This is a genomic window from Ruegeria sp. SATB045, assembly GCF_059613525.1.
In genome coordinates, this window is the sequence record NZ_JBXWSR010000001.1 from 16,064 (window position 1) to 42,710 (window position 26,647).

General features: G+C 58.4%; 28 protein-coding genes and 1 pseudogene. 21 read left to right on the plus strand and 8 right to left on the minus strand.

The annotated features are described in order from the left end of the window. Positions 1-9: 9 nt before the first annotated feature. Positions 10-1,413 carry a 3-isopropylmalate dehydratase large subunit gene (gene leuC, locus AC2FNR_RS00085; protein ID WP_496847537.1) on the minus strand — a complete coding sequence of 468 codons (1,404 nt, stop codon included), beginning with the start codon at positions 1,411-1,413 and terminating at the stop codon, positions 10-12. A 43-nt stretch (positions 1,414-1,456) separates the two neighbouring features. Next, a complete protein-coding gene (locus tag AC2FNR_RS00090) occupies positions 1,457-1,564 on the minus strand; it encodes an isopropylmalate isomerase (RefSeq protein ID WP_170675431.1) in 108 nt (35 codons plus the stop codon). A 90-nt stretch (positions 1,565-1,654) separates the two neighbouring features. On the opposite strand from AC2FNR_RS00090, the gene AC2FNR_RS00095 reads away from it, so the two are divergent. The 4 genes from AC2FNR_RS00095 to AC2FNR_RS00110 all read left to right on the plus strand — a co-directional run bounded on the left by AC2FNR_RS00095 (position 1,655) and on the right by AC2FNR_RS00110 (position 4,521). Further along, a complete protein-coding gene (locus tag AC2FNR_RS00095) occupies positions 1,655-2,983 on the plus strand; it encodes a mechanosensitive ion channel family protein (RefSeq protein ID WP_496847539.1) in 1,329 nt (442 codons plus the stop codon). Positions 2,984-3,159: 176 nt separating this feature from the next. Continuing rightward, a complete protein-coding gene (gene rsfS, locus AC2FNR_RS00100) occupies positions 3,160-3,519 on the plus strand; it encodes a ribosome silencing factor (protein ID WP_170353820.1) in 360 nt (119 codons plus the stop codon). Positions 3,520-3,563: 44 nt separating this feature from the next. Continuing rightward, positions 3,564-4,034: a 23S rRNA (pseudouridine(1915)-N(3))-methyltransferase RlmH gene (gene rlmH / locus AC2FNR_RS00105; protein WP_496847541.1), complete on the plus strand. Its 471-nt coding sequence runs from the start codon at positions 3,564-3,566 to the stop codon at positions 4,032-4,034. Position 4,035: 1 nt separating this feature from the next. After that, entirely contained in the window at positions 4,036-4,521 is a 486-nt protein-coding gene (locus AC2FNR_RS00110; RefSeq protein ID WP_496847543.1) for a flavodoxin family protein, read from the plus strand. Between the two features lie 2 nt (positions 4,522-4,523). Here the strand turns inward: AC2FNR_RS00110 and AC2FNR_RS00115 are convergent, their stop codons facing one another. After that, the gene (locus AC2FNR_RS00115) at positions 4,524-4,871 is read right to left on the minus strand and encodes a hypothetical protein (protein WP_170353817.1); all 348 of its coding nucleotides are present in this window, start codon (positions 4,869-4,871) and stop codon (positions 4,524-4,526) included. Positions 4,872-4,906: 35 nt separating this feature from the next. Further along, positions 4,907-5,605 (minus strand): DUF599 domain-containing protein, encoded by a 699-nt coding sequence (locus AC2FNR_RS00120; RefSeq protein WP_170755338.1) that lies wholly within the window; start codon positions 5,603-5,605, stop codon positions 4,907-4,909. An 81-nt stretch (positions 5,606-5,686) separates the two neighbouring features. Here AC2FNR_RS00120 and AC2FNR_RS00125 point away from each other — a divergent pair, with 81 nt between their 5' ends. The 7 genes from AC2FNR_RS00125 to AC2FNR_RS00155 all read left to right on the plus strand — a co-directional run bounded on the left by AC2FNR_RS00125 (position 5,687) and on the right by AC2FNR_RS00155 (position 12,390). Continuing rightward, entirely contained in the window at positions 5,687-7,135 is a 1,449-nt protein-coding gene (locus tag AC2FNR_RS00125; RefSeq protein ID WP_496847545.1) for an FAD-linked oxidase C-terminal domain-containing protein, read from the plus strand. A gap of 22 nt (positions 7,136-7,157) precedes the next feature. Continuing rightward, on the plus strand, positions 7,158-8,258 hold the full coding sequence (locus AC2FNR_RS00130) for an FAD-binding protein (protein WP_496847547.1): 1,101 nt from the start codon (positions 7,158-7,160) through the stop codon (positions 8,256-8,258). 4 nt (positions 8,259-8,262) lie between these two features. Continuing rightward, positions 8,263-9,585, plus strand: coding sequence for a glycolate oxidase subunit GlcF (glcF, locus tag AC2FNR_RS00135; RefSeq protein WP_496847549.1), 1,323 nt, complete (start codon positions 8,263-8,265; stop codon positions 9,583-9,585). A gap of 118 nt (positions 9,586-9,703) precedes the next feature. Then, the gene (locus AC2FNR_RS00140; RefSeq protein ID WP_234899436.1) at positions 9,704-10,495 is read left to right on the plus strand and encodes a trypsin-like serine peptidase; all 792 of its coding nucleotides are present in this window, start codon (positions 9,704-9,706) and stop codon (positions 10,493-10,495) included. Then, on the plus strand, positions 10,492-11,304 hold the full coding sequence (locus AC2FNR_RS00145) for a trypsin-like serine peptidase (RefSeq protein WP_170353812.1): 813 nt from the start codon (positions 10,492-10,494) through the stop codon (positions 11,302-11,304). The genes AC2FNR_RS00140 and AC2FNR_RS00145 overlap by 4 nt, the downstream gene beginning before the upstream one ends. Positions 11,305-11,424: 120 nt before the next feature. Then, positions 11,425-11,892, plus strand: coding sequence for an Hsp20 family protein (locus AC2FNR_RS00150; protein ID WP_480868743.1), 468 nt, complete (start codon positions 11,425-11,427; stop codon positions 11,890-11,892). Between the two features lie 255 nt (positions 11,893-12,147). Next, positions 12,148-12,390, plus strand: a complete 243-nt coding sequence (locus tag AC2FNR_RS00155; RefSeq protein WP_170755343.1) for a glycine zipper 2TM domain-containing protein — start codon at positions 12,148-12,150, stop codon at positions 12,388-12,390. 73 nt (positions 12,391-12,463) lie between these two features. On the opposite strand, the gene AC2FNR_RS00160 is transcribed toward AC2FNR_RS00155, so the two are convergent. Further along, the gene (locus AC2FNR_RS00160) at positions 12,464-14,647 is read right to left on the minus strand and encodes an esterase-like activity of phytase family protein (RefSeq protein ID WP_496847553.1); all 2,184 of its coding nucleotides are present in this window, start codon (positions 14,645-14,647) and stop codon (positions 12,464-12,466) included. 123 nt (positions 14,648-14,770) lie between these two features. Further along, positions 14,771-16,246 (minus strand): NAD-dependent succinate-semialdehyde dehydrogenase, encoded by a 1,476-nt coding sequence (locus AC2FNR_RS00165; protein WP_496847555.1) that lies wholly within the window; start codon positions 16,244-16,246, stop codon positions 14,771-14,773. 249 nt (positions 16,247-16,495) lie between these two features. On the opposite strand from AC2FNR_RS00165, the gene AC2FNR_RS00170 reads away from it, so the two are divergent. The 10 genes from AC2FNR_RS00170 (at position 16,496) to AC2FNR_RS00215 (ending at position 24,495) form a co-directional block, all read left to right on the plus strand. Then, a complete protein-coding gene (locus AC2FNR_RS00170) occupies positions 16,496-17,575 on the plus strand; it encodes a hypothetical protein (RefSeq protein ID WP_496847557.1) in 1,080 nt (359 codons plus the stop codon). Between the two features lie 135 nt (positions 17,576-17,710). Further along, positions 17,711-17,887, plus strand: a complete 177-nt coding sequence (locus AC2FNR_RS00175) for a hypothetical protein (RefSeq protein ID WP_480868735.1) — start codon at positions 17,711-17,713, stop codon at positions 17,885-17,887. Positions 17,888-17,980: 93 nt separating this feature from the next. Next, positions 17,981-18,265, plus strand: a complete 285-nt coding sequence (locus AC2FNR_RS00180) for a hypothetical protein (protein WP_170755348.1) — start codon at positions 17,981-17,983, stop codon at positions 18,263-18,265. Further along, on the plus strand, positions 18,258-19,376 hold the full coding sequence (locus AC2FNR_RS00185) for a hypothetical protein (protein WP_496847560.1): 1,119 nt from the start codon (positions 18,258-18,260) through the stop codon (positions 19,374-19,376). The genes AC2FNR_RS00180 and AC2FNR_RS00185 overlap by 8 nt, the downstream gene beginning before the upstream one ends. Before the next feature lie 57 nt (positions 19,377-19,433). Next, positions 19,434-21,365: an AAA family ATPase gene (locus AC2FNR_RS00190; RefSeq protein WP_496847562.1), complete on the plus strand. Its 1,932-nt coding sequence runs from the start codon at positions 19,434-19,436 to the stop codon at positions 21,363-21,365. Next, positions 21,362-21,697, plus strand: coding sequence for a hypothetical protein (locus tag AC2FNR_RS00195; RefSeq protein ID WP_496847564.1), 336 nt, complete (start codon positions 21,362-21,364; stop codon positions 21,695-21,697). Before AC2FNR_RS00190 ends, AC2FNR_RS00195 begins: the two co-directional genes overlap by 4 nt. After that, a complete protein-coding gene (locus tag AC2FNR_RS00200; protein WP_170755352.1) occupies positions 21,694-21,990 on the plus strand; it encodes a hypothetical protein in 297 nt (98 codons plus the stop codon). Before AC2FNR_RS00195 ends, AC2FNR_RS00200 begins: the two co-directional genes overlap by 4 nt. Before the next feature lie 241 nt (positions 21,991-22,231). Next, positions 22,232-23,569, plus strand: a complete 1,338-nt coding sequence (locus AC2FNR_RS00205; RefSeq protein WP_496847566.1) for a DUF6638 family protein — start codon at positions 22,232-22,234, stop codon at positions 23,567-23,569. After that, positions 23,570-23,836: a hypothetical protein gene (locus tag AC2FNR_RS00210; protein ID WP_170353799.1), complete on the plus strand. Its 267-nt coding sequence runs from the start codon at positions 23,570-23,572 to the stop codon at positions 23,834-23,836. A gap of 11 nt (positions 23,837-23,847) precedes the next feature. Next, entirely contained in the window at positions 23,848-24,495 is a 648-nt protein-coding gene (locus tag AC2FNR_RS00215) for a DUF1523 family protein (RefSeq protein WP_170353798.1), read from the plus strand. A gap of 54 nt (positions 24,496-24,549) precedes the next feature. Here the strand turns inward: AC2FNR_RS00215 and AC2FNR_RS00220 are convergent. Beyond that, positions 24,550-25,643: pseudogene (locus AC2FNR_RS00220) on the minus strand (flagellar basal body P-ring protein FlgI). Continuing rightward, complete coding sequence (locus AC2FNR_RS00225) at positions 25,640-26,647, minus strand: flagellin (RefSeq protein ID WP_496847568.1); 1,008 nt, start codon at positions 26,645-26,647, stop codon at positions 25,640-25,642. The pseudogene AC2FNR_RS00220 and the gene AC2FNR_RS00225 overlap by 4 nt, the downstream one beginning before the upstream one ends.

Sequence of the window (26,647 nt, forward strand, 5' to 3'; positions counted from 1 at the left end):
GAGGGCACCTTACATCAATTCACGGACGTCTGTCAGCCGTCCTGTGAGTGCCGCAGCGGCAGCCATGGCCGGGCTTAGCAGGTGGGTGCGGCCTCCGCGGCCCTGACGGCCTTCGAAGTTGCGGTTCGAGGTCGCAGCACAGCGCTCGCCCGGTTGCAACTGGTCAGGGTTCATCGCCAGACACATGGAGCATCCCGCCAAACGCCATTCGAAACCGGCCTCTTTGAAGATATCTGCCAGCCCTTCTTCCTCGGCCTGCAGGCGCACAAGGCCCGAGCCAGGCACGACCATGGCGCGCATTCCGTCCTTGATCTTTTTGCCCTTCAGGATTTCAGCAGCGGCGCGCAAATCTTCGATCCGGCCATTGGTGCAAGACCCGATAAAGACGGTGTCGATTTCCACATCGCTCAGCTTCTGACCGGCTTCCAGACCCATATACTCGATCGAGCGGCGGGCCGCGTCGACCTTGCCACCTTCGAAATCTTCGGGGTTCGGCACAGTTGCGGTGATCGGCAGCACGTCTTCGGGGCTGGTGCCCCAGGTGACGACGGGCGCGATGTCTTCACCGCGCAGGGTGATAACTTTGTCGAAATGCGCGCCTTCGTCGGTATAGAGCGTTTTCCACCAGTCCATCGCGGCTTCCCATTGCGCGCCTTTCGGGGCGTGGGGGCGGCCTTTGACATATTCGAACGTGGTCTCGTCGGGGGCGATCAGGCCCGCGCGGGCGCCGCCTTCGATCGCCATGTTACAGACGGTCATGCGGCCTTCCATCGACAGATCGCGGATCGCTTCACCGCAATATTCGATGACATAGCCGGTGCCGCCAGCGGTACCGGTCTTACCGATCACGGCCAGAGTGATATCCTTGGCGGTCACGCCCGGCTGCAATTTGCCGGTGATTTCCACCTTCATGTTCTTGGATTTTTTCTGGATCAGGGTCTGGGTGGCCAGAACGTGCTCAACCTCGGATGTGCCGATGCCGTGGGCCAGCGCGCCAAACGCGCCGTGGGTGGCGGTGTGGCTGTCGCCGCAGACAACGGTCATGCCGGGCAGGGTCCAGCCCTGTTCGGGGCCGACAATGTGGACGATGCCCTGACGGACGTCATGCACAGGATAGTAGTGAATGCCGAAATCCTTGGCGTTCTTGTCCAGCGCTTCGACCTGAATGCGCGATTCCGGGTTCTCGATCCCGTTCACACGGTCCGGTGTCGTCGGAACGTTGTGATCCGGCACGGCGATGGTTTTTTCCGGCGCGCGCACTTTGCGGCCCGCCATACGCAGCCCTTCAAAGGCCTGCGGGCTGGTCACTTCGTGAACCAGGTGGCGGTCAATATACAGCAGGCAGGTGCCATCATCGGCTTCGTGCGCGACATGGGCATCCCAGATCTTGTCATAGAGTGTTTTGGGGGACATCGGTCCTCTCCCGTATGTAATGAGAAATGGCTGGCGAAATGGCTCAGGCCGCGGATAGCCGCGCCAGAACCGTGCGGGCAGCGCCAAAGAACCGTTCACGCAGACGCGCGCGGTCTTCCAGGTTCTGAATTTGGGCTACAGTGAGTCTCATGGCGTCCAGATATATCGCGGCTTGCCGTCAATCAAGGTTCAAAACTGCGTCAGGCTTGCATCATGGGGCTGTGCTGTCCAAGCTGGGGGTATGAATCAAGACCTGATCCCCAGCTCGCTGTCGGACCTTTATGACAACATGGTCGCGGGCTTTTCCGTGCAATTCGAAAACCTTCTTGAACTGGTGGTCACGCCGGGCTGGCGTCAGCACCAGCTGGTGATCATTCTATTGCTATGGGCTTTGGCATTTGGCCTTAAGCTTTTCACGCAAGGCCGGTGGGAATCTTGGGCGCGGGCGCGCACTGGGTGGCCCAAATGGCGTTTGCGCGTTTTAGTACAGCTGATGCAGCGCTTGACGCTGGTCTATTTCGTAGTGCTGTCCTGGGCACTGTATCTGGTCATGCAGCAGATCACATGGCCGTCCCGCAGCTATATCATTGGCGTTATCGCGACTTTGGCGACGGCGTGGTTGGCCATAGCGCTGGTGGCGCGACTGGTGCGCAACCGGACGCTGCGGCGGATCTTCAAATGGGCCATGTGGGTCTATGCAACGCTTGTTGCCCTGAATCTGACTGATGACGTGGCCGAGTTTTTGGACGGAGTCGCGATTTCTATCGGAGATCTTCATATCTCGGTGCTGGGGATCATCAAGGCGACGCTGTTGATCGGTGTTCTGCTGACGTTGGCGCGTGTGGGTACGCGCGCAGCCGAACGTGGTTTGAAAAACAACGATGACATTACGCCTTCCATGCAGGTGCTATTGGCCAAGGGCATTCAGGTGGTTCTGTATGGTGCGGTTTTCTTGGCAGCCATTCGAACGCTTGGCTTTGACCTGACCGGGATTGCGCTGTTGTCCGGTGCCATCGGTGTGGGCATCGGGTTTGGGCTGCAAAAGGTGGTATCGAACCTAATTTCGGGGATTATCATCCTGATGGATCGCTCGATCAAGCCGGGCGATGTGATCTCGCTTGGCGATACGTTTGGGTGGATCAATGCGCTGGGCGCGCGTTATGTCTCGGTCGTGACACGGGATGGGCGGGAATACCTGATCCCGAACGAAGATCTGATCACCAGTCAGGTCGTGAACTGGTCGCATTCCGACAAGTTCGTGCGGTTGGATCTTGAGTTCGGCACCAGCTACGACGACGACCCGCACCAAGTACGTGCAACGGCCATCAAATCAGTAAAAGCGGTAGGTCGGGTTCTGAGCGGCGGTCTACATGAACCGGTCTGCCATATTACCGGTTTCGGGGACAGCAGCGTCGACTATGTCCTGCGCTTTTGGATCAGCGACCCGACCAAAGGGCTGACGAACATCCGCGGCAATGTCTATCTGGCGCTGTGGGATGCGTTTAAAGCCGAGGGGATATCTCTGCCTTTCCCGCAGCGTGAAGTGCGACTTTTGTCCGACGCAGAGTAGCAACAGATCGCATTGGAGTGACCCCACGTTGCGCGGCGGTTCATTGAAATGTTGCATTCCCCTTGTTACCTTATTAGTACCCCGGCGCCGGGATTTGATGGCGTGCAGCAAAGGAGGACTATGTCCTGTCTCTACATACCCAGGCGGGTTTGCCCGCCGATGACGGGGCCAGCGTGATGGCCCACTCTCAGTCAATCAGCGACAAGCTGCTTGAGCGTATCCTTTCCTCACTTTCCGATGACAAGGCCGAAGACGTCGTGCAGATCAACCTGCAAGGTAAGTCTTCTGTTGCGGATCACATGGTGATTGCCTCGGGTCGGTCGACCCGTCAGGTGGCGGCCATGGCGGAAAAGCTGACGGATCGCATAAAGCAGGAATTCGGTTTCACCTCGAAGGTCGAAGGCAAGGATGCCGGCGACTGGGTGCTGATCGATACGGGCGACGTGATCGTCCATATCTTCCGCCCCGAAGTGCGTGAATTCTACCAGCTGGAAAAGATGTGGCTGCCTGCGGGCGGCAGCGCCTCGGCCAACTGAGGCGCCATCCCGGCCCCTGTTGAAGGGTCGGAGGCGAGAGAGATATGCGGATCAGCATAGTTGCGGTCGGGCGATTGCGCGCCGGACCCGAAAAGACCCTGCTTGACGATTACCTGACTCGATTTGACCGGACCGGCCGCGCGCTGAGCCTTGGTCCCGCGCGGGTGATTGAAGTTGAAGACAAAAAAAACGCAGGCATGGGGGCCGAGGCCGCGCTGCTACGCAAGGCGCTGCCCAAGGGCGCGGTGATCTGTACGCTGGACGAACGCGGGCGAGTGATGTCCTCGCCGGATTTTGCCAAAAAGCTGGGCGGCTGGCGTGATGCCGGGCGGCAGGATTTGGCGCTGATCATCGGCGGGGCGGATGGAATAGACCCTAATCTGCGGGATGAAGCGGATTTTTCCATCTCATTCGGGTCGATGGTCTGGCCCCATATGCTGGTCCGTGTGATGCTGGCCGAGCAACTCTATCGGGCTACGACCATTCTCTCGGGCGGCCCTTATCACCGGGTCTGATATGGCGCAGCTTTTGATCGTCTACCATTCGCGTACCGGCGGGGCCCGGCAGATGGCCGAAGCCGCAGCGCAGGCCGCGCGGGATGAGACGGATGTGGTTCTGAAAACCGCGGATCAGGCCGGACCCGAAGACTTACTGAAAGCTGACGGCTATATCTTCTGCGCGCCTGAGAATCTGGCTGCTATTTCGGGTCTATTGAAAGAGTTCTTCGATCGCAGCTACTACCCGGTTCTGGGCCGCATTGAGGGCCGACCCTATGCGCAAATGGTTTGCGCCGGGTCCGATGGCGAAAACGCCGCACGCCAAACCGCCCGCATCGCAACGGGCTGGCGGTTGAAAGAGGTGCAGCCGCCTTTGATCATCTGCACCCATGCGCAAACGCCCGAGGCGATATTGGCCGAGAAAACCATCCCCGACGCCCAGTTGGACAACTGCCGCGAATTGGGCTTGGCCATGGCCGCTGGGTTGGCGATGGGGGTCTTCTGATCTCAGTGCAGATCGACCACAAAGGTCTCTTTGGCCCAGCCGTCCGTGTTGGTGCGGGCTTGCACCTGAACCTGCGCCACTCCTTCGGGAATCGCTACACCACTGAGCGATCGGGTGAAGGGTTGTTCATTCTCATGCGGGTGATGCAGTACGCGCATCCCTAGCTCTTTCCCCTCCATATCCAGCACGCGCCAGCCATCTGCGTAGTCATCCCAACCCGTTTCGGGATGGAGGACGGTGACATCGAATCGCCATGTCGCGCCGCTCTGTTTGGCAGTGACGGCCTCGATCACGGGATCATCGGCAAGGGCGGGGGTGGCCAGAAGGGCGGTTAAAACAAGATATCGCATGATGTGAACTTAACCTCATTGATGCAGAGTGGTGATCACGATCCGGTGTTAAGCAGCACCGTGCGCGAATGCGATGCGAACTCGCGCCGATACAGCATCGCCAGTGTTGCTACGGTCCCCGCAATCAAAGCTACAGGCCCTAGAATCCACGCCACGGCCGCCAGTGCGAAATACGTCGCCCGCAGGCCGCGATTAAAGGCGCGGGCGGCGGTAACGCAAATCTCGGCTGCTTGCCCAGCACGGGGATAAGCGGTGGGATCATCGGGGTCATTTGGAACGGCGGCCATCAGCACGGCGCAATAGCCAAACAATCTATGCGCCCAGACATATTTCAGAAAGGCATTGGCCAAAAACAACAGGATGATCAGGATCTTGACCTCCCACACCAACGCGGGTGCGGTCCCCAGGGCCAGATCCTGCGCCAGTCCTGCCAACCGTTCGGTATTGCCCAACAGGGCCAGCCCGCCCCCGATGGCGATCATCGTAGTCGAGGCGAAGAATGTGCTACCCTGTCGCATCGTGCCCACCACTTGCGCGTCAAACATACGCGGCTGGCGCGTGACCATTTCCTTCATCCAGTCCCGGCGATAGCCATCCATGATCATCCCAACCGAGGGTTTTTCAGGGGGCGGATTTTCGATCCGCCAGCCGATCCACAGCCACGCGCCGATCAGCAGGGCGATGCCGACAAAATCGAGTGGCGCGAAGGGCAGAGACTGATCAATCCAGGACATAAGCGTGACACTAAGTTGTGACGTTAGAACTTGCCAGATCAGAAAATTGGTAATATTATTTTACCAAACTGGAGGGCCGCCATGGAAATGCCAAAGCCAAATCCCGACATCCTGCGTCGAAAGGACGTGGTTCTGCGCCGATTGCAGCAGGTTTTGCCAGAAGATGCGGTGATCCACGACCCGGCCGAGACGCGCGCTTATGAGTGCGACGCGCTGACGGCTTATCGCTGCCCTCCGATGTTGGCGGTACTACCGTCTACGACGTCTGAGGTCTCGGACGTGCTGCGCATCTGCAATGAAGAGGGCGTGCCGGTGGTGCCGCGCGGCTCGGGCACGTCGCTCGCAGGTGGGGCGTTGCCCACGGCGGACAGCGTCATTCTTGGCATTGCCCGAATGAATGACGTTCTGGAAACCGACTATGATAACCGCTTCATCCGCGTTCAGACCGGCCGTACTAATCTGAGTGTGACCGGTGCCGTGGAAGAAGATGATTTCTTCTATGCCCCCGACCCGTCGTCGCAGCTGGCCTGCGCGATTGCGGGCAATATCGGGATGAATTCGGGTGGGGCGCATTGTCTGAAATACGGTGTGACCACGAACAACTTGCTGGGCGTCACGATGGTGATGATGGATGGCAGTGTGGTCGAAATCGGTGGCGCGCATCTGGACGCGGGCGGGCTGGACTTGCTGGGCGTGGTCTGCGGATCCGAGGGACAGTTGGGTGTCGTGACCGAGGCGACGCTGCGCATCCTGCGCAAACCCGAAGGCGCGCGGCCCGTGCTGATGGGGTTTGATGATAACGAAGTCGCCGGGCAATGTGTTTCTGACATTATCAAATCTGGCATCCTGCCGGTGGCGATCGAGTTCATGGATACGCTGTGTATCAAGGCGTGCGAGAACTTTGCTCAGGCCGGCTACCCCGACTGCCACGCCTTGCTGATCGTCGAGGTCGAAGGCTCTGAGGCCGAAATCGACTATCAGCTGTCCAAGATCATTGAGATTGCCAAGCGGCATAACCCCGTCGAGCTGCGCGAAAGTCAGTCGGCAGAAGAAAGCGCCAAGATTTGGCTAGGGCGCAAATCGGCCTTCGGCGCGATGGGTCAGATGAACGACTATATGTGTCTGGATGGGACCATCCCGGTCTCGGCATTGCCGCAGGTTTTGCGCCGTATCGGAGAGCTGAGCGAGGAGTATGGCCTGCCCGTGGGCAACGTGTTCCACGCGGGCGACGGCAATATGCACCCGCTGATCCTGTTCGATGCCAATAAACCCGGCGATCTTGAGAAATGCGAAGCGTTCGGAGCGGATATCCTAAAGCTCTGCGTGGATGTGGGCGGCTGCTTGACTGGCGAGCATGGTGTGGGCATCGAAAAGCGGGATCTGATGTCGCATCAATACGCGCCTGAGGATCTTGAGGCGCAGATGGCCGTCAAGGATGTATTCGATCCGAACTGGTTGCTGAACCCGGCCAAGGTGTTCCCATTGGATGTTTCTCAGCCCCGCCGCGAGGCGCGGATCGCTGCAGAATAGGCTCTAATAAAGAAGAAATATGATGAAACCCAGGACTGAGGCCGAGCTGGCCGAAACAGTGGCCGGGCTGCAGGATCCCGTGCGAATTGCCGGTGGCGGTACCCGTGGGATCGGCGGGTCAGAGATGACTATCGAAACCGGCGGACTTAGCGGGATCACCCTGTACGAACCGGGCGCGCTGACGATTGTGGCGCAAGCCGGCACCCCCGTGGCCGAGATCGAGGCCGCGTTGGAGGCCGAAGGGCAGCAACTGGCGTTTGAGCCGATGGATCATCGCGGTCTGTTGGGTACGAATGGTGCACCGACCATTGGCGGTGTCGTGGCCGCCAATATCTCGGGTCCGCGCCGTATTCAGGCTGGGGCTTGCCGCGATTTCCTGCTGGGTGTGCGCTATGTCGATGGCAAGGGCCAATTGGTCAAGAATGGCGGGCGGGTGATGAAGAACGTCACCGGCTATGATCTGGTCAAGCTGATGGGCGGGTCGTGGGGCACATTGGGTGTGTTGACCGAAGTTTCGCTGAAAGTGCTGCCCAAGCCACAGGCGGTGGCGACGTTGGCAGTGCGAGTTGCGGATGGATCCCGTGCGGTGGGGGCATTGTCTGCGGCCTTGAAATCCCCTTTCGAGGTCTCGGGTGCGGCCTTTGATCCGCAAGACGGTCATGCTTTGCTTAGAATTGAGGGTTTCGCTGACTCAGTGGCGTATCGCGTTGGGCAGTTAAAGTCGGTCTTGGCGGAATACGGGGATGTCGCGGAGTGCGACGGTTCGGCCGAGATTTGGCAGGCCATTCGGGACGTATCGGTGTTTCACGGGCATGAAGGAGATGTATGGCGGATCTCGGTCAAACCCTCGGATGCGCCTGGGATTGCGGCGCGGCTTGGGGCGGATCAGACTCTGTTCGATTGGGGCGGCGGGCTGATCTGGGCGCTGGTGCGCAAAGGGGACGACCTGCGGGCACGTCTTGGGGCATTTGACGGCCACGCGACCCTGGTCAGGGCAGCGGCCGAAACGGTTGAGGCCCTGGGGCGGTTCCAGCCGGAAAGTGCCGGGATTCAGGCTCTGACACAGGGCATTCGTCAGCGTTTCGACCCGCGCGGGTTGTTCAATCCGGGATTGATGGGGTAGGCCGATGCAGACGACATTCACCGAAAAACAACTGCAAGACCCGGCGATCCAGCGCTCGAACCAGATTCTGCGCAGTTGTGTGCATTGCGGCTTTTGCACCGCCACATGCCCCACCTATCAGGTGCTGGGCGACGAGTTGGACAGCCCCCGCGGGCGCATTTACCTGATCAAGGACATGCTGGAGAACGAGCGTGTACCGGATGAAAAAACGGTCAAACATATCGACCGCTGCCTGTCCTGTCTGGCCTGCATGACCACCTGTCCATCCGGTGTGCATTACATGCATTTGGTCGATCACGCGCGCGAATATATCGAGCAGAAGTACAAACGTCCCTTCACCGACCGCGCCTTACGCTGGGTGCTGGCGCAGATCCTGCCTTATCCGATGCGGTTCCGCTGGGCTTTGATCGGGGCTAAGCTGGGCCGTCCGTTCAAATTCCTGATGCCGGATGCGCGGTTGCGGGCGATGCTGGATATGGCACCAAAACATATCCCTCCGGTCAGTCGCAATGATGATCCGCAAAGCTTTGCGCCCAAGGGTGCGCGCAAAAAGCGTGTGGCGCTGATGACGGGATGCGCTCAGAAGGCGCTGAACACTGATATAAACGATGCCACCATCCGCCTGCTGACCCGGCTGGGGTGTGAGGTCGTCGTAGCCGAGGGCGCGGGTTGTTGTGGGGCGCTGACGCATCACATGGGCAAGTCCGATGACAGCCACAAAGCGGCCGCTGCCAATATCCGCGCTTGGGTGGCCGAGATGGACGGGGACGGGTTGGATGCCATCGTCATCAACACTTCGGGCTGTGGAACGACCGTGAAGGATTACGGGCATATGTTCCGCAATGACGCCTTGGCCAAGGACGCGGCGCGGGTGTCGGGCATTGCCATGGATATCAGCGAGGTGCTGATGCAGTTGGACCTGTCTGAGGGCGCAGATAAGGGCATGACCGTCGCCTACCACGCGGCCTGTTCGCTGCAGCATGGTCAAAAGATCAAGACCTATCCAAAGGATCTGCTGAAACGCGCGGGTTTTTCAGTGGTTGAACCCGCCGACAGCCATCTGTGTTGCGGCAGCGCGGGTACGTACAATCTGATGCAGCCCGAAATCTCGGGCAAGCTGAAACAACGCAAGGTTAGAACGTTGGAGGCCAAGAACCCCGACGTTATTGCCGCAGGCAATATCGGATGTATGATGCAAATAGGGTCGGCCACCGAGGTTCCGATTCTGCATACGGTCGAACTGCTTGATTGGGCGACCGGAGGTCCGCTGCCGCGGGCTATGCAGCAGGACCGCAGGCCAGACCGAGAGGTGCCGATCTTAAGGTAGGTATCTGATGCGGCAGTGCTAGACTGTCGCGATTGGATTCAACCCGACAAGCAAGCACCCTAATTTCGCCCCACGTGGCGCGTAGGAGGAAACGTACCAAGCAACGTCGGAGAAGCGCTTGCGACACTGGTTGAAGGTTCTGACACTGGCTTTGATGCCGATGGCTGCGATGGCGCAGGATTCCAGGTTGAAAAGCCTGGATACGACTGATGCGGGCCGCGCGTGGATGGCGGTTGGACGCTTGGATATTGGCGGAACGGGGTTCTGTACAGGCACGTTGATCTCTCCGACGCTGGTCCTGACGGCCGCGCATTGCCTGTTTGACAAAGCCACAGGTCAGCGTGTGGATTTGTCTGATGTCGAGTTTCTGGCCGCATGGCGACTTGGGCGCGCATCTGCCTATCGCGCCGCGCGTCGAGCGGTTGTGCATCCGAAATACCAGTATGGCGAAGATGCGACCGCAGCCCGCATCGGCAGTGACATTGCGCTGATCGAGTTGTGGCAACCGATCCGAAACACAACGGTCATTCCTTTTGAAACAGGTGATCGCCCTGCCCGAGGCGAAGAGGTTGGTGTCGTATCCTACGCGCGAGACAGGGCCGAAGCTCCGGCTCTGCAAGAGGTGTGCTCAGTCATGAGCCGCAGGTCCGACGTTCTTGTCATGTCTTGTGACGTAGAGTTCGGGTCCTCTGGTGCGCCAGTATTTTCCTTCGAGGGTGATCGTCCTCGCATTGTGTCCGTGGTCGCCGCAAAGGCAGAATTTGACGGACAGCGCGTGGCGGTCGGAACAACGGTCGAAGATTCTCTGACCATTCTGCAAAGGGAATTGTCGGCGGGGCGTGGCTTTATCGCCAAGACCCCGCAGGGCGCCGCGCGAAATAATGTTGGCGCAAGGTTCGTCAAACCATGATCCGTGCATTGCTGACTGCTTTGTGCCTTATCGGCCTAGCGACCGCATCTTTTGCACAGAGCGCAAAGCGAAAGCTGACCGACCGGGATGATCTTTACGGTTGGGAGGCTGTGGGGCGTCTGGATATCGGCAACCGAGGGTTTTGCACCGGCACTCTGATCGCGCAGGATATTGTCCTGACCGCTGCCCATTGTGCGCTGGATCGGGGAACCGGGCAATTATATGCACCCGGCCAGTTAACATTTCGGGCTGGGCTGAGCGATGGTGAGGCACTGGCCGAGCGCAAAGTCGAACAGATCGCCATTCATCCCGACTATACCAAGCACGGTGGGCTATCGGCCGAGGCTGTTCGGATTGACGTTGCGCTGATGCGGCTGGATCAGCCGATCCCGTATTCGGTGGCCAATCCTTTCGCCCTGCACAGCGGGCGCGTTTTGGGCAATGAGGTCAGCCTTGCTTCGTACGGGCGCGGCCGGTCCGAGGCGATAACGCGGGAACGCTCTTGTCGTATTCTGCAGCGCCATCAGGGATTGATCACGTTCAATTGCGATATCACCTTTGGGTCGTCCGGTTCGGCCTTGCTGGCCCGGAGCGGGTCACGCTGGCAGATTCTCTCCGTCGTATCCGCGGTCGGTAGCGACGGGCGGCAAAAGGTCGGGTTCGGGATGGAATTGTCCGGAATAGTGTCGGAATTGAAGGCCGCGCTGCGTCGGGACGCGCCGCAACCCAAAGCCGAGATCCGACGCTTGCAGGTCGGTTCGGGCAAGTCCAATTCCGGCGCGAAATTCATCAGCTCGGGCGGGGGTTGAACTCGGTCAAATCGTTACCCATCTGAACTGTATTGGGTCGCCAATGATGGGGCCTGACACAGCAAACGCCCGTCCAAACCGGAGGGCATATCGTAGATCGCTCAGATGAGGATACACCACATGCGTAGTTTTGATTTTGCACCGCTTCACCGCGCCACCATTGGTTTCGACCAGATCGCCGACATGATGGATCGCGTTCTGACCAATGACGTGGCTCAGCCCAGCTATCCGCCCTACAACATCGAAAAAACCGATGCCGACACCTATCGGATTTCCGTCGCTGTCGCCGGTTTCGCCGAGGCCGATCTGTCGGTCGAAGTAAAAGAAAACGCCCTGATCGTGGCCGGCAAGAAAGCTGCCGGGGACAAGGACCGTTCCTACCTGCACCGTGGCATTGCCACCCGTGCGTTCGAGCGCCGCTTTGCGCTGGCCGACCACGTCCGCGTGACTGGTGCCAGCCATGAGAACGGGATGCTGAACATCGACCTCAAGCGCGAGGTGCCCGAAGCGCTGAAACCGCGCCGGATTCAGATTTCGTCTGGTCAGGCCATCGAAAAGGACGTGGTTGACGCCAAAGCCGTGAACTAAGGCCGTCCGACCACCGCGATAGTCCTGCCTCTCGGGGTTATCGCAGACTGCACGCCCCGCGTTCCTCCAGACGCGGGGCGTTGTTCCCCAAACCAATATCTATCCTACGCAATAGTGCAGAGGTTGAATGTTCAACGAGCTACTTGAACCCAGCCATCTTGATCTGGGTCAGTCCCGTGGTGGGTAGGGATTCGTTGGGACTTACATGACCAAAAGTAAGGACAACTGAGTGCGAGTGAATGGAAGGAATCTGAAATGAAGAAAGTAACTATATCTTGCCTGCTTGTGGGCACGCTTGCTTTGGCGGCGTGCGGGGCGCCAACGACGCCAACACAGGCCCAGGTCCAACACGATGCGCGTTGCGCAGCAGGTATTTTGGGCGGCGCGGCTCTTGGTGGCGTTGTCGGTAATCGCTTTGGCGGCGGATCAGGCCAAACACTGGCGACTGCGGCAGGTGCTGGACTTGGAATGTATGCAGGTCAGTCGGCTTGCAACTGACTAAGAGTTACATGCTGAAAAGTTTAGCGCCGCGCAGGTAATGCGCGGCGCCAATAGTTTAGGAATATGTGCTTCAGTTCCCAGCCGTCACCGACCCGATCGACCAGAACATCGTCTCGCCCGAGGCATCGTCGACGCCGTCATTGTCGGTCATCACAAACGCCTCGCCCGAGGGTAGGATGGCAAGACCTTCGATCTTGTCCAGAACATAGCCTCCGGTCGAGGTCAGATCAGGCAGCAGGTCGCGAACCTCTTCCTTGCTGACCACTGGCAGGGGGCCGCCCAGCGGGGCAGGGGTCATTTCCGACAGTGGGACGCGGTAGACCTTTTTGGTCACGGCGCGATGGTCGTGCTGGTTGTCGCGCTCGATCACATAGACATGGTCGCCGAAGGCCACGACTTCCGACAGGCCGACCCAACCGGTATCCGGGTCCGCTTTGGGGTAGTGAACCGCGCCCCATTCCTTGGTCTCAAGGTTATAGGCCACCAGTTTCACGTGGTTTTCCGGGTCGTCCTTCCATTCACGCTGAACAGCCATCCACAGAGTGTCACCGACGCGGGTGATGCCCTCGAAGCCAAAGCGTTTCTCGACCGCCATCAACTCGGAAGGCAAGCCGATCTCGCCTTTGCGATCCTTGATCTTGCCCTCGGCTGAAACGTGGTAGATCGCGTGCGGGATCACACGGTCAGTGCGACCTTCGGATGCGACGTAGAAGCCACCCTTGCCGTCCAGCGTGATGCCCTCAAGGTCCAGCTTCTGCGCTGGGTTGCCATCCTGACGGTGGATGCGGATCACGTCCACGATGCGGGCGGGTTGCTGGCTGGGATCGATCTTGAAGATCGACGGCTGGAAGCCGTAGAAGCTGTCATTGACCGCGTAGATCATGCCGTCTTCATCCGCGACCAGACCGGACAGCGCACCCCATCCAATCAGCTCATCCGCGCCTTCCGATGTCAGGTGCGGGTAGGCGGCGGGCGCATCCTGATATTCGAAGATCGACACATGTGCACGCGGCCCACCATCTTCGATCAGGTCTTTTTCATTGGCCGAGATCAGCAGGTTCCGCTCGGGGATTGCCACATAGCCTTCCGGACCAACGCCCGAGGGCAGCAGTTGTTTCAGAACCGGGCTCGCAGGGTCGGTAGCGTCATAGACCCCCACGACCGAGGCGCGCTCGGCTCCCACAAAGATCATCGGAGTACCGCCAAAGGTGGCTGCGGTCACGCTTTCCGGCTCGACCCCTTTGCTGTCCGAGCGTTTGTCAGGGTAGTGGCCAATCTGAATGATGGCCTTTTCGAAATCGGTGCCGTTTTCGTAAACAACGGTCCCGTCCTTGTGGAAGATCGTCCAGCCGCGCGAGCCACCTTCGTAGTCGCCTTCGTTGGCGGTGGCGAAGTGGTTGTCGTCGATCCATTTCACCGCGTCGGGTTCACGCAGGCGGCCCGGCTGGCTTTCGGTGAAGATCAGCGCGCCGCGCTCATCGGTGGCGTCGATGCCTTCCAGATCCACGCTGCCGGCCGAGAAATGGCTGATCACGGTGCCGTCTTTGGCAACAACCGCGATGTGGTTGTTTTCCTGCAGGGTGACGACCGTTTCGCCAAGGCCGTTGATATCCACGAACTCGGGCTCGGGATCGGTGGGCGCAACCTCGGCCAGGCCGGTTAGCGAGGCCATTTTCATGCCTGCGCAATCCAGCGCGCCATCTTTTAGCGGCACCAGCGCCAGCTCACCTGCGGGCAGCTGCGGGATGATGCCATCGTTGAGGTCTTCGTCCCGCTCATTTTCTATCGCCACAGCAACAAAGCTGGCATCGGGAGCGATGGCGACGCTGTCTGGCTGACCGCCCAGATCACAGGCGCCGGTCTGCGCCTTTCCCGCGATATCGACCGATATAAGTTTGCCCGACGGGGCGGTATAGCTGTCCGAAGTGTTCACGCCAACAAAAGCATTTGCGCCAACGATCCCGACTGAGGTTGGCTCGCCACCAACCTCCATCGCACCCAAGGGCGCAGGGTTCGCGGGATCGGTGATGTCGACCATGCCGATCACGCCCAGCGGGCTGTCGGTGTAGACCAGCGTCATGCCATCTGCGGTCGCCGCGATGATCTCGGGCGAGGTTTCGCGGGTGGTGTCCGCGCCTTCGGCCATGTTTTTCACTACGGGGAAGGAAGCAATTCGGTTGAAATTCATCTCTGCCAAGGCCTGACCAGCAGTCAGAGCAAGGGCAGATGTCAGGCAGACAGTGCGCAACGACATCGGTGGGTTTCCTCTTTTCACTCGGATGCGAGGGGGATGGACCGGGATCGTTGCGGTGTTGTGACAGTTTGGCTTCAGTTTTGTGACAAACGCGGCCACTACCGGGGCAGTGGCCGCGAAGAGTTAGACCGAAAGACAGACGTATTTCATCTCAAGGTAGTCCTCCATTCCATGATGGCTGCCTTCGCGACCCAGACCGGATTGTTTGACACCGCCAAAAGGCCCAACCTCGGTCGAGATGATGCCCGTGTTCACGCCGACTATGCCATATTCCAATGCCTCGGCCACCTTGTAGACGCGGCTTAGATCCTTGGCATAGAAGTAAGAGGCCAGACCAAAGATCGTGTCATTGGCCATGGCAATCACGTCATCTTCGTCCTCGAATTTGAACAGCGGGGCCAGCGGGCCGAAGGTTTCATCCTGCGCGACCATCATGTCCTGCGTCACGCCAGTTACGATGGTGGGCTGGAAGAAGGTGCCACCCAGATCATGCGGCAGACCCCCAGTCAAAACGGCACCGCCCTTATCGGTGACGTCCTTAATATGCTCTTCGACCTTGGCGACCGCCTCTGCGTTGATCAGCGGGCCCGTGGTCGTGCCTTCGGACAGGCCATCACCAATCTTCAGCGCCTCAACGGCGGCTTTCAGTTTAGCCGCGAAAGCGTCATAGACACCTGCCTGCACGTAGATACGGTTCGCGCAGACACAGGTCTGACCATTGTTGCGGAACTTGCACAGCATTGCGCCCTCGACCGCGGCATCCAGATCTGCGTCGTCAAACACGATGAACGGCGCGTTGCCGCCCAGCTCCATCGAGCATTTCATGACCTGATCGGCCGCTTGTTTCAGCAGGATACGGCCCACTTCGGTCGAGCCGGTAAAGGTCAGTTTGCGCACGCCGGGGTTTTCGCAGAACTCCTTGCCGATCTCGCTGGCGCTGGAGGACGGCAGCACGTTGAAAACGCCCGCCGGAATGCCAGCCTGTTCGGCCAGAACGCCCATGACCAGCGCTGACAAAGGTGTTTCCTTAGCAGGGCGCGCAACAAAGGCGCATCCGGCCGCCAGTGCCGGCGCGGCTTTACGCGTAATCATCGCGTTGGGAAAGTTCCACGGCGTGATCGAGGCTGCAACGCCTATGGGTTGCTTCAGAACCATGATCCGCTTGTCGCGCTGATGGCCCGGGATCATCTCACCGTAAACCCGCTTTGCCTCTTCGCCGAAGAATTCGATGAAGGACGCACCATAACCGATTTCGCCAATCGCTTCAGCCAGCGGTTTGCCCTGTTCGGCGGTCAGAATCTTGCCCAGATCCTCGGCGTTTTTCATCATGAGGTCGAACCAGCGGCGCAGGATAACTGCGCGTTCTTTACCAGTCAGTTTGGCCCATTCCTTTTGCGCTGCCTCGGCCTGCGCAATCGCACCTGCTACCTGCGCGCGGCTTAGGTCCGCGACCTCGGCCACGACATCTCCGCGCGCGGGGTTCGTGACGGCAAACGTGCCGTTGTCGCCGTCCACCCACTGACCGCCAATATAGGCCTTGGTTGCTAGGAGATCGGGGTTTTTCAGGATGGATTTCAGATCGGTTGTCGTGTCCAGCATAGCTTGGCCTCCGGCAGGAATTTAGAGTTGTCGCACACAAACAGGTGGGGTCTGGAATGTCTATGTCCACAACCCGGCAGGGATCAATCCAGATTTGATCAAAAGCGGCACTCGGGCGAGAAAGATCGCGCCTATCTTTTTCGGGCCGAGTTTGCCACAGTTTGCAGGAATTTTGTCTCTCGGGGGATGTAAATAGATGTAACATTCCCTATCTTATTGGGTAATTGAACAAAAAAGGGGATAGTGCAGATGTCGAACCATAGATTTGACGCGTTGATCGAAGAAACGCAGGCGAAAGTCCGCGAAAGCCAGTCGCAGATCGAAAACCTGACCTCGCGCATTGACGCCGCCCGGGCCAAGATTGGCACGGCCGAGGCCGATATCGACATCGAAAACGCTACGCTGGAAGATGTGCACGCCCATACTGAGGTGATGAACGCCAATATTGCCGAGCTGATCATGGGTCTGGATGACGTCACCAACGCGTTCTCCAAGGATTTCGACGAGATGCGCTCGAAAACCGGGTGGGAGAGTTTTGTTGGCATCTTCGCCAAGGGCAAGTCCGAATCCATGCGGCAGGAGCGGATGCGCACCGCCAATATCGACGACAAGCTGCAGGACCTGATCGCCAAATCCGACGTGATCGTGAAACTGCTGGAAGGGCAGCTGTCCGTGCTGGAGGAACAGCGCGTGAAGGTCGAGGACAACCTGACCGGCACGCTGGATGATCGTGAGGCGACAGTGGCCGAACTGGAAGCATTGCGGGCTGAAATCCAGGGCATGGACCCGACCATCATTACGCTGGAAAACAAGATCAGCGTCGAACAGGACGCCGCCGCGCGCACTCAGCTTGAAACCGAGCTGGCCGAACTGAACAAGCAATACAACGCCAAGGTTCAGGAAGAGCAGGTCAAGCTGGCTAAGTCTCAGACGCTGGAGCGTTACATTGAAAAGGGCAAGACCTGGGTCGATTCACTGCAGAACCAGGCGGCGACGCAGATGGTGCTGATCAACAAGCTGCAGACAGACACGCAGCAGCGCGTGGTGCTGTACGATGCCCTGACCAAATCGCTGAAAACCGCGCAGCAGCAGGACGTGGCCCACCGCATCAACGAGATCGGCGTGCAGACCGACCAAGAGGCGCAGACGGCCATGGCGGCCATCGGCACAGCGACCAACCAGAAAATGGCCGACATGCTTGAGGCGCACGAAGGCCACATGGTCTTTGCCCGCGACGTGCTGGAGAAAAAAGCCAAGGCGGATGAACGCTTTGCCCGCCGGTTCGCGGCGATTGTCGAGAAGCATGATAATAATTTGTATGGTGGATAAGAAAAGGCTGGTTGCGACGAATGCCATTTTTCTTGGAGCAAGACAAAAGCAAGACATGGGTCGAGCGAAACGGTGAGCTTGTTTGGGGTGCAATTGGGCTCGCTTTTCTAATCTTTTTTCTGACGATGATGGTGAATGGATTCTACTTATTGTGCGGTGCTGGTGCTCTCGGAGCTATTTGGTCTACCTATCGGTTGGAGATGTTTCGCAGGTCGCAAGGAATTAACAGCGTACCAACCAACAACCATGGCGATGGCGGGCAGTCGCCCGGCCGGGATTTTGGTGGCTTTGGCGGTGGTGATGCATGACTAACCCCACCCGAGAGCGTGTCAGCCTGAACGGCACCTTTGCCCCTTTTGGGCTAAAAGTGGTTGTTAAGAAAAGCTTTAGGAGTTTGTGCGGCGGATGAACGATTTTGAGAAGAAAGCTCTGAGATTGTTTGTCCTCGTTGCAGCTTGTTCCAGCGGGGTCGCTTTCACGTTCGGAATCAGTTTCGCGAATAAAACTGCGATCTCGATCGGCTCGGTAGCTGCAGCGATGGGGGTGATTGTTGCGTTCCTAGGGGCCGCTCAACTCTGTTTAGAAAGTTTCAGAAACTACGGGTTGGGCGAAGGCATCGAATTTTTGTATGGCAAAGATCATGCCCGGCACATGTTTGGCGAAAACTACAAAAAGCCCCCAAATGACTAACCCCGTTCAAGACCATGTCGGCCTGACCGACACCTTCGCCTCGCGTCGCTACTTCCGCAAATTCGAGGTGATCACCGTCCACCTCCTTCGCGTGGCCGCGACGATGGAGGCCGAGGGCGCGATCAGCAAGCAAGAGGTGCGGATCGTGTCGCGCTACCTCTCCGGGTTGCTCTATACGTTCCGGGCACTGTCCATGAAATACCTGCTGGTCGGGCGTGATACGGGGCGGTTCTTTGGCAGCCTTGCCATGGACAAGCGCGACAGCGGGTTTCCGGTGGCGGCCGAGTTGCTGACCATGGCCAATGACGCGCAGCAGGCGCAGGTGCATCTGGCCAATATGCCATCAGCCGACGATCTGAAAACCGACATGGTACGCACCATCATTGGCGACCGCGAGATACCGACCAAGCTGCAATTCGCACTGTCGCAAAGGCTCTATTACGAGGAATTGCTGAAAGGACAGCTGTTCTGGGCCCGTAACGATCCCGAATGCCTTTGGATCGGGAATGAAGGGGATCGGCGCAAGTTTCTGATCCACTGGGCGGTTTATGACAGCCAGATCAACCTGCCAGTCATCTACATGATGAAGTTGGAAGACAGCGGGCGCACGGCCCTGCCCAAGGACCAGCGTCGCTGGCCCGAGGTACAGGCGCATCTGATGGCGCAGTCTTTGGGCGGGCTGAAGCTGGTGACGATCGCCACGGGCTTCGATCAGGATTTTGACGACCTGCACCCCAAACACCTGCGCCGCATCCATGTGGGCCCGATGTATTCCTCGGCCTATACGGAACAATCCGGACCCCTGCGGCAAGTGCTGGAGGACGCGCAGGCCCCCGAAGGTCAGGATTGGGCGCTGGCCTGGACCATGGAACAGTTGGAAAGCGAGGACGTAATCGAAGAACGCGCTGGGTGGTTCTCGACCGTCGAGCGAGAGGTGTTCGCCTTGGACCCGTTCGGCGGGCAGGGGGCCGAGACCGGAGCGACGCAAACGCAGCGGTCGATCATCCTGCCCCAGCGCCCGTTTCAGGTGCTGGCCGAGCGCAGCCCGCCAGGGTTTGCTGATGTGCGCAAATTCGTTGTCAGCAAGACCGGGCAGGTGTTGAGATACTAGTTTTTTCGCATCGGGCGGAAGTATTTTTGAATAGAAGAAGCAACGGCGGTTTTTTAAATGAGTTTGACGTCAGATCAGATGGAATTGCGCGAAGACGACATTCGCAAGCATTACCCGGCAGCGACCGCTTTGCTGAACGGGTTCGAACACGCGCCGCGGATTGCCAAACCGGTTGAGGCAGCGGTTGAGCGGTCTCCGGGTGTTTCGACCGGACGGCGGTTTCGATCCACGACGCCGGGGCTGGTGACGCGGCGCACCGCGCGCGCGGACGGGGTGCATCTGGTTGAGCGGATCGAGGCCTCGGACGACGGCGATACGCTGGTCTCGCCACCGCAAGCCACAACACAGCAAGCCATTCGCCGGGCGATTGCGATCGCTCTGGCCGTGGCCGAGGCTTATGCGGAACAGACCCCGCTGGCCGATCTGAAACGCGCCAACCTGGCGGGGGATCTGCCCGCCGCGCGCAAAACAGAATTCTCGGAATTGCTGACGGCTGAGGCTTTGATCACGTCCCATACCTTCGGGAATGCGCTGGCCTACCTGATGTCTTCGCATCTGGGCGAGACCACCGTCGACCTCGGCGAGATCGAAGAGGTCCTGACCGACAATGGCCAGCTTGCGTTGCATGGTGCCCTGTGGGAACTGGATCAAGTGTTGGCAAAACACGCCCCCGATGATGTGCATCTGATCGCGGCCACGAGCGCCTATGCTGAACAACTGATGGACAAGGCTGCCCTGCGCGCGCAGTCGGCGGATCATTTGGCCCCGTTCCAGAACGCCGCGTGGCATATTGAGGCCGACGACCTGACGATCCGGGGGTTCGAGCCCGCCTCCAAGGCCAAATCCACCACCCTGACCATGACGTTCAAGAAGCCGAACGAGGTGGTGGGCAACCACATCGCCAAATATCAGGCCATGAAGCTGGCCAAGATGCTGATGGCTTATGACTTTGACCGCCGCCTGAACCCGTTTGCGGAACTCGGCGGGTTCATCTTTACCTTCATGGGCGACGGCAAACCGGGCACTGGCAAGACCACCCTGATCCAAATGATGGCCGGGCTGATCAACGATTATTGCCAGAACGCGGGCTATCCGTTCCGCTATCAAAACCTGAGCACCGACAATATCGACAGCTATCAGGGCAAATCCGGCCAGAACGCCAAGGCGTTTATCAACACGATCATCGACCCCTCGGTTATCGGCTTTGGCACCATCGATGATATCGACCAATTGGCAGGCAAACGCGGCGACCGGCAGTCCTCAGCCGGGCAATTGGAAATCACCGCTGTGCTGATGGAGAGCTTTGCGGGTGCCAACACAGTTGTACGCGGCAACTGCACCTTTGGTATGTTCTCGAATTACCCTGAGAACGTGGACGATGCTCTGCGCCAGCGGGCGGGAGCGCGGTTTTTGGTGGACGGTCCCCAGACGCGCGAGGACTACATCGACATTCTGCATCTGCTGATGGGCCGCAACCACGACATCCCGCTGGGCGAGCACGAGGCTTATGCCGCGCAAGAAATCAAAAAGGCCGTCGCCGCCAGTTTCGAAAGCCATGCGCGCCCGCATGAGGATGCACTGATGCAGGTCTATGACCGGGTCTCCGGCGAGATCGGCCAGATGGATACGATCGCCAAGCTGGGCACTTATCTCAAGGCGATACAGCAAGCGGATGAGCGGTTCACGGGTCGCGCGATCAAGAACATCACCGACGCGGTAAAGGTCCGCGCAATGGATTTCGAACTGCCTGATGAGTGGATGGAGAACCCCGACCTGTTCCTGTTCCGCGACTACGACACCAAGAAGGCAATGATCGAGGACCTGCGCCAGCCGATCACGGTGGACATGGTGATGCAGGAAATCAACCGCTATGCCGACAGTGAATTCCGCTATGCCGACAAGAGCGACGAGGTCGCCATCGAGAACGCCGTCCGCGAAATGGGCCGGATGGAAGAAGCCAAGCGGCGGTATCTGAAGGGGAAAACATGACCGGCGGCTGGATCCTGATCTTCGGATCGCTGATCGGCGCGTGCCTGTTTTTCGGCATCACGGTCGCGCGTCGCCGCGCAGCTGCCCGGCCCGCCTTTGCAATGATGGCGCTAATTATTTTCGCGGTTACTTACGTTTGGAGCGCGTTGTTTGAAATCTGGATCAACGGTGCCTCGGTCCTGCGCCCCGCCTCATTGGTCCACGCCTTTGGTCCGGGTCAGGCCTCTTCACATTTTCTTGCGCAGGCGTTGTTCTGGTTCGTCCCCGCAATGATCTTGGCCGGCGGAGCGTATGCAGTCACGCATCGCCGGAAAAAGGACGTAATGACATGACTTTAACTCTCGCAATCTCTGGTTTGGCGCTTGTACTGGGCCTGATCCTGCCCCTGCGTTGGGGTGTGTTCGGATTTCTGGGCGCCGTTGCGGTTCTGTATCTGACTCAGTTCGGTGTGAATGCAGGCAGCGGCTTTGAAGGCGCGTCGTGGGACGAGACCCTGATCCTGTTTGAAGGCAGTGTGGTGTCTTATATCGGCTTCAACTTGCAGATCACCGCGCGGGCGTTTGCGCTGCCACTGTTGGTGCTGGCAATTGTGGTTGTTGGTCGTCTAAATAGAATGATGAGGTGACGAACTTGAGAGTGATCATCGCCGCAGTCTTATTTGCAGTCATTCTGGCTGTATTTATGACCACCACTATTTGCGGTTGGGAAGGGCTGATGCCCGAAAAATTCCGGGTCATTCGTAGTTGTGGCACAACGGATTCACCAAACGAAGTTTTTCTCAGCTTCCTAGTATTTGGGTGTTTCCTCGGCGTGATCTTATCAATTTTGCTTCTTCTGGAGCGATGGGTTTTCAAAAGGTATCTTCCATGATCCGTCTCATCGAAAAAGGCCTGATGTTTGGCAACCTCGTCCACATTTCCAGCCCGGCCTTGGTCGAGCGGTATAACCGCGCGTTGCAGCATTTGGCGGGCAAGACCACTGATCTGACAGATTTCCATGTGGATATCTCGGGCTATTCGCCCGAAGTGGGGCAGGAATTGGACGACCCGCTCTACCTCAACCCCAACGGGGTCAACCGGCAATTCATCCTGTTGACGACCGAACAGAAACGCGCGCCGTTGCTGAACGTCAAATTCTCGACCTCGCGCGATATTCTGCGCGAGTTCATCGAGATGAACGAGGCGCAGTTGTTCGCCCTGACCGCCACGGATGCGGTGGCCGGAGAGCTGGTGAACTCGGTCTTCAAACTCAACACGTCCGCCGATCTTCTGAACCTACGCAAGATTGAGATTGAAGCCGACACGGTGGGCGGTACTCTGCGCAGGGCTGAACAACTTGCAGGTATGGTCGAACAGTTCAAAACCCAAGAGGACGCCTGGTTCGACGATGTGCTGATCGCCAAAATGATCGAAACCGCCAAAGAAACCGGGGACGTCACCCGAAACCCCGTTCACCTGCGTCACACTGCGTTCGAACAGCGCAATTTCTGGACGGCGCATTTCGGCGGGCTCTACCTGTTCCCTGACCTGGACTATCCGGCGGCGATTTGCATGGGCGAGCGGGCTGATGATTTGCCGTTGAACCACGTGCTCGATCCGGTGCAACGGCACCAGATTGCGGCCTTCCTGAACGATAATTCTCTGGTCGAGACCATCATCGAGGCGCGCGGCGTGAACTCGGCTGCTGTGTTGCAGCAAAAGATGGATTTCCTGACCATCCATGCTGCAGCTGACGCAGGCGTTGACCTGACCGGGCTGGACCGCAGCGATATGCGCCGTCTGGCCCGCAACCACGCTGATCACCTGCCCGAGGCCTATCATGGCCTCGCCCAGTTGTTGCGCTGGGCCAGTGACGGAGGGCCGTGGCCGCGGATCACCTCGGACCACCCAGCTTATTTCTATACGCTGCGCGCCGCCGACACGCCGAACCGCGATCTGATCAACATGCTGTTGGCCGAATTGGCCCCGCTGGACCCGCGCCAAATGTTCATCTGCCACAAAGAGCTGTTCTACCGGACCTATTCCACCTGGCCGGACACCAAGAAAGCCTATGTTGCCGACTTCCTCGCGCGCGAGTATCAGGTGGACAAGGCCGGTGCCCGCGCCGCGCTGTTCGGCCATGAACCGGACATGAGCGGCACCGACCGGGTCAGCGACGCGGTCATCGCGCGGGTCGGCCCCTGGGGCGCGGTAGGGAGAAGCTGAATGATCGTCGCAATCCGTTTTCTAATACCCTTACTGGTCATTCTGACAGTGATTTATGTCGGGTTGTCGATCTATTCCCGTCTGATACGCCGTCGTAAACTGATCGCACATTGGGAAAAGAAAGGGCTGCACGGCGATCGTGACGCATTTCTACAGCGGGGGATGCGGCAGTATGATAACTCGTTTCGAAAGAAACTGTTGCTGGGTGTCTATGTCATCCCGCTGGGGGGCATTGCCCTGCTGATCTATATAACAAATTTCATGTGAGGGCCGAATAGATGGTCTATATCAAATGGGCATTCATCATCGTCTTCTGGGGGCTGGTTGCCTCGGTTCTGGAATACACCCTGCCGCAGCAGGATGTGGTGCGGATCGTCAAGACCGAGGTGCGGCGCGTCGATTTCGGTGAGAACTCGATCTTCTGGGCGCAGCAGGACACCGGGCAAGAGGGCGCGCAGACCGTCAATCGCGATGTGCGCTTTGTCGAAACCTTCCGCCCTAATGGCAAACCGCGTGTTTACCGCAATGAAGATACCGGCTGGGGATGGCCACCATACTTCAAACTCGATAGTTCGAACCTGCAGGCCGAACTGACCAATTTGGTCTCGACTGCGGATAACCCGCAATGGGTGGTGCTACGCCATTACGGCTGGCGTAATCAGCTAATGTCGATCTTTCCAAATGCTGTTTCTGTTCGCCCGGTCGATAGCCCCGATGTGCGGCTGATACCTTGGTTCAACATCATTTTCCTGACCGTCTTTTTCGCGATCGTCTGGGCCATATGGGTGCGTTGGCGCAGGTTCCGCGCGGCGCGGGTCGATCCCGTGATCGAAAACGTTGAAGACGGGTTATACGCCGCCGGGGATGCGATTGGAGAGCAAAGCAGCAGGTTCAGGAAGTGGCTGGACAGCTGGAAATCCAAGTAATGCCCGTTCTTCTTTCGGAAAAGGTAAGATGGGGCACATGGACCCGCCGCACCCTTAACGCACTACAAATTCCGCGTGCAATGCCCCAGCGGCTTTGATCGTTTTCAGAATATCGATCATGTCGCGGGGGGAAACGCCTAGTGCGTTCAGGCCGGCAACAACCTCTGATAGGGTTGTTGCCTCGGGGATTTCGGCCAAACCAGTCCCTTCTTCTTCTTCGATCCCGGCAATCGTTCGGGGGACAACAACTGTTTCACCACGCGCAAACGGGTTGGGTTGTACTGCAATAGGTGCTTCTTCTACCGTGAGGGTCAGGTTCCCCTGCGAGACTGCAACGCGCGAAATGCGGACTTCTTGACCCATGACAATCGTGCCAGAGCGCTGATCCACGACGACGCGCGCTTTGGTTTCCGGCTCAACCAGAATGTTTTCGATCCGACCCAACGCATGCGCAGTCGAGATCGACTGTGTCGCGGCAATGTTCAACTCCACCGTGCCAGAATCTCGCATGATGGCAACGGGGCGGTTGAATTCCGTGTTGATTGCAGACTCAATCCGGCCAGCGGTAGTAAAATCCGGCTCTCTGAGCGCCAGCCGCATTTGCGTCAGCGACGAAAGGTCAAAATCAATCTCGCGCTCGACCCTCGCCCCAGAGGGGATGACGCCAGAGGTTGGAACCCCGCGCACACAGACGCGGCTTCGCCCTCGACAGCGGCACCACCTGCCAGAACGGTGCCTTGGGCGACCGCATAGATCTGACCGTCCGCTGCGTTCAAGGGCGTCATGATCAGGGTGCCTCCTAAAAGACTGTTGGAATCCCCGATGGCTGAAACCGTCACATCAATCTCGCCACCGACCCTGGCAAATGGTGGCAAGCTGGCGGTTACCAACACGGCGGCCACGTTCTTGGGCCGAAAATCCTCACCGTTCACGTTCACGCCCAAACGTTCGAGGATGTTGGACATGATTTCCTCGGTGAATGGGGAATTGCGCAGCCCATCCCCGGTTCCGTTCAGGCCAACCACAAGGCCATAGCCGACAAGGTCATTTCCCCGAACACCATCAAAGTCCACTAAGTCTTTCAACCGGATCGCTCCGGCCGAGGCCAGGCCAGGCAGCAACATCAAAATGAAAACCAGAACTCTCATCTCAGGAAGTTCACCAGTGACAGGTTCGCGTTGCGAACGGTTACGGAATACAGGCTTTCCAATTGAAACTGGACTGTCTGCAACTGCGCAGCGGTTTGATAAGGGTCCGCGGCAATCAGTTCGTTTCGACTGAATTCAAGGCTTGTCATTGCTGCGCTGTTGCGTGTTGCCGCCTGATCAATTCGGGCTTCTGCTGCACCGACCAGAGCGCGCAGGTTTACTGTTTCATTTTGCGTGTTGGCCAGATCGACACCCAACTGCTTGAACAGCGCGGTTCGTTGATCGCGGGGTAGGTTCAATGCGTTATCCGAAACCAGAGCAGCGACAGCGATGTCCCTGATCGCGGCCTTCAGCGCCGGGTCGGTCGCAGTTACCGGTATGTTGACGCTTTCATTCTCAGAGATTTGCATCGCAGAAAGCGTTGCCGCCGAACCCTGGTAAATAACCGCGTCAAACCCCGTGGGGTCATTGAACCAGTCTTCCGCCGCCTGCTGAATATCTGTTGCCGTGACCAACCCGGTCAACTCGGCCTCAAGCGCTGTCAGAAGGGTGTCTGCGGTCGGCAAGGGTGAGACATCCGTTGCTGTGCCTGAAAACAGACTGCGCCCCCCGGCACGGGTGTTCAGTGCTGACATGATCGTGTCCAGCTCATTCCTTGCCTGTACCGAAGCGTTTTCGTGGGTAACCGCTTGATTGGACGTGCCAAAAGACAAAAGTGCAGCGGTTATCTCTCCGACCGAGTCGTCAATCGTCGTCAGGCTTAGCTGCATGGCATCGGTGAACAAGCTGGCCTCGGCAGTTGAGACTTTGAACGCCTCAAGCTGTGACAGACTGCGATCGAGATCAAGCAGATGAGAATAGTCCCCGTCCAGACGGCCACTGACGTCCTGCACTTTGCCCGTTGACATTTCGTAGGACAGAGTTTCGATCTGGGTTTTGATTTCGGTTGCGCGGCTTTTCAGAGTGAGGCCGCGCGCCAAATCACCTATAGATGTCAAAGTCAT